The organism is Phormidium pseudopriestleyi FRX01 (assembly GCF_017313335.1).
GTDB lineage: Bacteria > Cyanobacteriota > Cyanobacteriia > Cyanobacteriales > Laspinemataceae > Laspinema > Laspinema pseudopriestleyi.
The window spans coordinates 1-6,508 of the sequence record NZ_JAFLQW010000142.1 but is presented as its reverse complement, the minus strand read 5'-3'; the positions used below and the strand labels follow the sequence as shown (position 1 = coordinate 6,508).

The 6,508-nt window shown below is 48.6% G+C and carries 4 protein-coding genes; 2 read left to right on the top strand and 2 right to left on the bottom strand.

Annotated features, from left to right (window positions below; all coding sequences use genetic code 11):
- On the top strand, positions 1 to 1,554 hold a 1,554-nt coding region (locus tag J0895_RS05445; protein WP_207087105.1), incomplete at its 5' end, for a glycosyltransferase family 39 protein.
- 271 nt (positions 1,555 to 1,825) lie between these two features.
- Here J0895_RS05445 and J0895_RS05440 read toward each other — a convergent pair.
- Complete coding sequence (locus tag J0895_RS05440) at positions 1,826 to 2,515, bottom strand: M15 family metallopeptidase (protein WP_207087104.1); 690 nt, start codon at positions 2,513 to 2,515, stop codon at positions 1,826 to 1,828.
- A gap of 39 nt (positions 2,516 to 2,554) precedes the next feature.
- Positions 2,555 to 2,716: a hypothetical protein gene (locus tag J0895_RS05435; RefSeq protein ID WP_207087103.1), complete on the bottom strand. Its 162-nt coding sequence runs from the start codon at positions 2,714 to 2,716 to the stop codon at positions 2,555 to 2,557.
- A 419-nt stretch (positions 2,717 to 3,135) separates the two neighbouring features.
- Here J0895_RS05435 and J0895_RS05430 point away from each other — a divergent pair.
- Positions 3,136 to 6,508, top strand: a 3,373-nt coding sequence (locus tag J0895_RS05430; RefSeq protein WP_207087102.1) for a DUF4347 domain-containing protein, incomplete at its 3' end; no start/stop codon positions are given.

Here is a 6,508-nt window from a genome sequence, read left to right as displayed (position 1 = left end):
GGCATATTTTTTAGGTTTTATCAATTAGACCAAAAAATTTACTGGATTGATGAAGTGCATACCTCTTTGCGCGTAGCAGGATACCGAAAATCTAACTTTTATGAGCAACTTCCCACTGGGGAATCGCTGACGATCGCCCAGTTGCATGAGTTTCAAAGTCTCTCACCGGAACGGGGGTGGGGAGATACCATTAATGCCTTAGCTGAAAATGCTGAACACGCTCCCATTTATTACCTCTTAACCCGACTCTGGATGGAGATATTTGGCAATTCCATCACCGTGACTCGTAGCGTGGCAGCGATGTTGAGTCTATTGGCATTTCCTGCCATTTATTTCCTCAGTTTAGAGCTATTTTCTGCTCCAATCGTGGGTTGGATTGCCATGTCTTTGGTGGCCGTTTCTCCCTTACATTTGCTGTATGCTCAAGAAGCCCGACAATATAGCTTATGGACGGTTGTTACCTTAGTTTCTGGGTTAGCCTTGTTGCGATCGCTGCGCTTGAATACCCGAGGCAGTTGGGCAATTTATGCCGGGACGGTTGTCTTAGGGTTCTATTCTCATCTGATTTCAGGATTAGTCTTTTTCGGGCATGGATTGTATGTTGGATTTCGAGAAAAATGGAAATTAACTCAATCTTTTAAATCCTATCTAATTGCTTCGGGACTCGGTTGTGCCACATTGATTCCCTGGATTGTGGTTTATTTCAAAAATAACAGCCGACTGGGGGGATGGTTGGGGCGAGACATCTCTCTGGATTCGTTGGTGAAGCGGTGGTTGGTGAATTTGAGTTCAGTATTTTTTGACCTTCATAGCGTCTATCCCCAACGGTTTTTTGATGTAGAACAGGGTCAAGATTCACCCCCATTCGCTTGGGTAAATTTCTGGGGTTATGCTGTTATCCCGATTCTCCTGTTAGTGGGATATGCCTTATGGGTGACCGTTCGTAAAACTCCGAAATCCGCTGGGTGGTTTCTGCTTACATCCATTGCCGCTAATGGCTTGTTTTTGATGCTCTATGACGTGATTTCCGGGGGGCAGAGGTCGGGGATTGCTCGCTATCTTTTCCCCTCCTATTTAGCCTTGCAATTGGCAGTCGCCTATCTGTTTGCCGATCGCCTCCGTCTCGATACTGGCGGGAATCTCCAGCGTCGAATTTGGCAATTTGCCTATGTGGTATTGCTGGGGGTAGGCATTGTTTCTTGTGCCGTGAGTGCCTCCGCCGAAACTTGGTGGCATAAATATAGTTGCTATTATGATGTAGAAGTCGCCCAACTGGTCAATCAAGGGCAAAACCCGCTGATCATCGGAAGTCCCGATCGCCTCAGTCGTCTGATTGCCTTGAGTTATAAACTCAATCCCGATGTGCGAGTTCTGACCCTCGCCGACGGCGATCGCCTGGAAATCACCGAACCCTCATCATCCCTATTTTTATTCCGTCCCACCGAGGAATTGTATAAAAGCCTTGAACTCGACCCCCGTTATACCCTCAATCCCCTCCATCCTTTTGGGCATATTTGGAGTATAGAAAAATCCCTAACCCTAGATGAAAAATGAAGTTTGTAGTAGCGGTTCGGTGGACTCATGCCCTCACCTCCAGCCCCTCTCCCTCTTTGGGAGAGGGGTTTGGGGTGAGGGCGGATCGCACTAGCGGAAGAACCGCTATAATACCAAATCCGGTTGGTATTATAGCGGTTTTCGCTTTGACGCCGCGCAGGCCTGTGCTGAGTCCCGTCGAAGTGCGGGCTTTGTCCGTGTAGACCCACCCTTGAGGGTGCGGGGTTTTATAGACCTTTGACAATTGAATGGAGTATAGGAGGGGTTGGGTTTACTCGACTCTGCCATAAACAGCAGTCTCATGGTGAGTTAACCAGGCCCACATTTGGTCCCCTTTACAGAAATGCCACCATTCATTGGGATGTTGAGCAAATCCAGCTTGTTGCATTGCTTGGGCCAAAATTTGGCGATGGTTGTGATAGTCTTGGTGAGTCTGACTGGTGCTTTGGGCAAAATAGTCGGGATGCGATCGCGGTGAGATTTCATCAATCGGGGAACCCATTTCCACGGCGATTCCTGCCTCATCGACTAAGGTGACATCCACGGCAGCACCTGTGGCATGAGGCGGAGGGGTGGCGGGGTCCAGACTGGGAACGGCCCAAAATTGATATACTTGAGCTAAAATTTCTTGGCGCTCAGAGGGGCTTAATTTCCCCGGGTCTAATCCTTGCGATCGCGCCTGCTCGGTGAACGTATAGTTTACCATAAACTGTTGCACAGCAATAGGCCGATAGGCATCAAAAATGGAAATCTGCCATTGGGGGTATTGCCGATGGAGGTGAGTTTGTGCTTGAATTAAACCCGTCAGTACCCCTTGGCGCAGATAAAAGGGCGATCGCCTTTTGTAGGGTGCGCCCAAAAGTTCATAAGGATGAGGCAACACGAGGGCAAACTGATCCCCAGGAATCGCCACCAAGGGTTCGCCACAGTCGAGAATGGGGATTTGTTGATAGGGTTTCATCGTTGGGTGAGAGAATCTCCTGATTCTGATATAGCTAATTTAAATCATTCTGACAATGGATCCGACGCCCGAACCCCTTGTGCGATCATCTTGCTCGCTATCTTTATAGCAAACTGCTGCAAGACGCGCTGTAGATGGGATTGCCCCTGATCCGGCGATCGCTCGGATTGTGGCACGGATGAACCCCCGTTTAGTCCGCAATCCTGACTCCCTAGGGCGTTGCTTTTATTTTATGTTAGATCGGTCATAATCCGCGCAGGACCCGGTAAACCCTTTTGTCTAAGCCTAAATCAGTCCGCAGAGAAATCCTTTGCACCCATGAAAGTTGGCGGGAGAGGGCCGATTTTGAATGGGTTGCGATTCAGGGAAGGGCTAACCTCATCCTTCAGGCATATAGTTGATGGGTGCAACCCATCTCCGTGTATCTACGGGCTATACTAGATCATAACCAGAGTGATTTTGTTTTTTATTTTTTCGAGCAAAATCGTCAATTCTTGATTTAGCAACAACCCACGCCCTAGTGATAATACGAGGGTTGGGTGTTTTATATGATTTTCAAAACAATATTTTCCGAGGATGTATTTCCAATGAACCACCAACAATCGAGACCAGTCAACCTCTTGCCCAGGATTTCAAAACAATATAATGACCTGCATACCATTGAACAACCTCCCATCCAGGGAAACCCTCCTTTAACGGAGTCCCGCACCCTGGTATTTATCGATTCAGGGGTTTCCGACAAACAAACCCTCTTGGATGGTCTGCCATCGGATACGGAGGCGATCGTGCTTGATGCCGATCGCGATGGCATTGACCAAATCATTGAGGCGATCGCGGGTCGGACTGGCATCGACAGCATTCATCTGGTGTCTCACGGGAGTTCGGACAGAGTCCAACTCGGGACAACACAACTGGATGCCGAGTCTCTGGATGCCTATCTTCCCCAATGGCAGATTCTGCGGGCGGCACTCAGTGAGGGGGCCGATATCTTACTCTATGGATGCAATGTCGGGACATCAGATACAGGGATTACTTTCCTGCAACAACTAGCGGAGTTGACAGGTGCGGATATTGCCGCCTCCGATGATTTAACCGGCAGTGCTGAATTGAATGGCAACTGGACCCTAGAAGTGAGTACGGGACAGATTGAGACCCCCTTACCCTTCCAGTCCGAGGCGATCGCTGCCTATAACGCCTTACTCCCAGTAACCTATACAGTCGAGGCGGGAAATGTTACCGACCTGATTAAGGCAATTACAGCGGCGAATCAAGATGGTCAAGATAGTATCATCACTTTAGAAGAGGGTATTTATAACCTCACCCAAATTCATAATTTTATCCTCGGCACGAACGGGTTACCCTCTATTGAGACGGGTACTCTCACGATTAATGGAAACGGGGCTGAAATCATTCGGGATGAGAACGCACCCGGTTTCCGGATTTTCCATGTCGGGGCCAATGCTAACCTCACCCTGAATAATCTCACCGTTAAAAATGGGTGGGCCGAGATTACAGACCAAAATAATACAGGGGATGGCGGCGGGATTTACAATGCGGGGACTTTGACCCTGAATCAGAGTACCATCACCGGCAACCAAGCTGATGATGACGGTGGAGGCATTAATAATGAGGGGACTCTGACGGTTATACAGAGTAGCATTTCTAACAACTTATCTGCTGATGAAGGGGGAGGAATTCGGCATACGGGCGACCAGAATTTGACCGTAATCGGGAGTACCATTTATGACAATAAATCTGACAATCAGGGTGGAGGCATCCGCAATGGCAGCACTGCGGTCATTTCCAATAGTACGATTTCCAATAACCAGGCGGCAAACGACGGTGGCGGGTTTTACAACGGAGGAAGTCTAACTGTTCGTCACAGCACGATCGCCTTTAATACTGCTGATCATGATGGCAATGACACAGGCACCGGTGGCGGTATCTTTATTATTCCAGAGGTTGGACCTAACCTCAATCTCAGTCATACCATTGTTGCCGGAAACGAAGATAATAGTAATGAAATTGTCCACCGGGATATTTCTGGTCAGGTTAGCAATACTCCGACTTTAACAGAGTACAACCTGATCGGCAATTGGACGGGCAGCACTGGGTTAAATGCTGATGAGAAAAATTACAGCTTTGTCTCCCTCGGTGGGATTGACATTACCGATGTCATCAATCCGACTTTAGCACTGAATGACGCACCTGACAGGTCTCCGTTAACCCATGCCCTGATTTTAGGGTCTCCGGCGATTAATTTGGGCAATCCTGATGTTAACACTGATTTAGTCACTGACCAACGGGGTAACGAATTCCAGCGCGAGGTTGGGGCGGCGATCGATATCGGCGCTTACGAGAGACAGGTTCTCCTGGTGATTACGGAAATTATGTATCATCCCGTCAGTGACGAACCGGACTGGGAGTGGGTGGAGATTTACAATCCGACGGATCAACCCCTGGATTTAACTGGATTTGTCTTGGACAATGCTGGTACAAACCTGACTGCGGCGAATATTGCTGGGGGTGAGATTGCCCCGGGAAAAACGGGGATTTTGTTTAATGCCACCCTATCTCCTGAGTCGTTTACAGCAGCATGGGATACTGGAGATATTTCCCTGATTCCCGTCAGTAATTGGTCTGCCTTGGGCAACGAGAGCGATCGCATCGGGTTGTGGCCGAGCTTTAGTAGCTATACCCGGGGGTTTCAAACCGCCATTGATGGGGTGGCGTATGACACACGCGGGTTATTATGGCCGACTCCCTCCACCGGCGCTTCCCTGTATTTAAACCCGCTCACTTTCAGCGAAGATGACTTGACAAAAGCCAATGATAATGGTAATAATTGGGCTACAAGTGCGATCGGTGTACCCGGTGTTCCCACGGAAGTCGTCGCCAAAGCTTATGAGAGTGCCTTAGATGGCAATAATAGCGGGTTAGATATCGGTTCTCCTGGACCGACGGACTGGATTTTGCCCAATTTTGAAAACTTTATTGCCGAAGATGTGACCACTGTAGGGGGAACAACCTACAGTTTCACGGTCACCTTTACCGATAACCGGGCGATCGATTGGAGTACCCTGGGTATTGGGGATATTATTGTCACGGGAACCAATAACGAGAGTCTCAACGTCACGGCGATCGCCACCCCCGATAATAACGGCAATTTCAATAGCATCAAAGTCACCTACCAGATGACCCCTCCCGGGGACAGTTGGGATCCCGGCGATAATGGCACTTATACGGTGACGTTGCAAGAAAACGAAGTCACCGATACCACCGGCAATGCGATCGCCTCCCAGGAACTCGGCACCTTTGTCGTCAATATCAATAACCCGCCCACCCTAGCACCCCTCAATCAAACCGGCACAAAAGATACTCCCTTTTTCTTTAACCCCGCGTATTTTACCAGTCAATTTACAGACAGTGATGGGAATACCCTCCAGAAAATTTTAATTACTTCTCTTCCCACCACCGGAACCCTATTCTTTGATGGAAATCCCATCGAAAATCCCCTAGAAATTCCCCTAAACGATATAGAGAAACTCTCCTTTGTCCCCAATGAAAACTTCAATGGTGCGGTGAGTTTTAATTGGAATGGATTTGACGGCACCGACTATGCCGAGACTCCCTCCACTGTTAATTTAAACATTAATGCTCCCCCCATTCTTCTCAATCCTCTCGAAAATCAAACCACCACTCCCGGAACAAATTTTACCTTCCCCATCCCGGAAAATACCTTTGATGATGCTGATGATGACAGCTTAACCTATACCGTTACCCTCTCCAATGGAGACCCTCTTCCCAATTGGTTAATCTTCAATGATGACGGCACCTTCACCGGCATCCCAGAAGGAACCGATATCGGAACTCTCACGATTATTGTCACCGCTACCGATAAATCCGGTGCAAGCATTACCGATACCTTTGATTTAATCATTCAACCGCCTAACGGTGGCACAGGTGGCGGTAATACAGGTGGCGGTAATACAG

Bases quoted from the DNA above. Each gene is read 5' to 3' on its own strand.
- J0895_RS05440 (WP_207087104.1), bottom strand. From the start codon at position 2,515: ATGAAACCCTATCAACAAATCCCCATTCTCGACTGTGGCGAACCCTTG.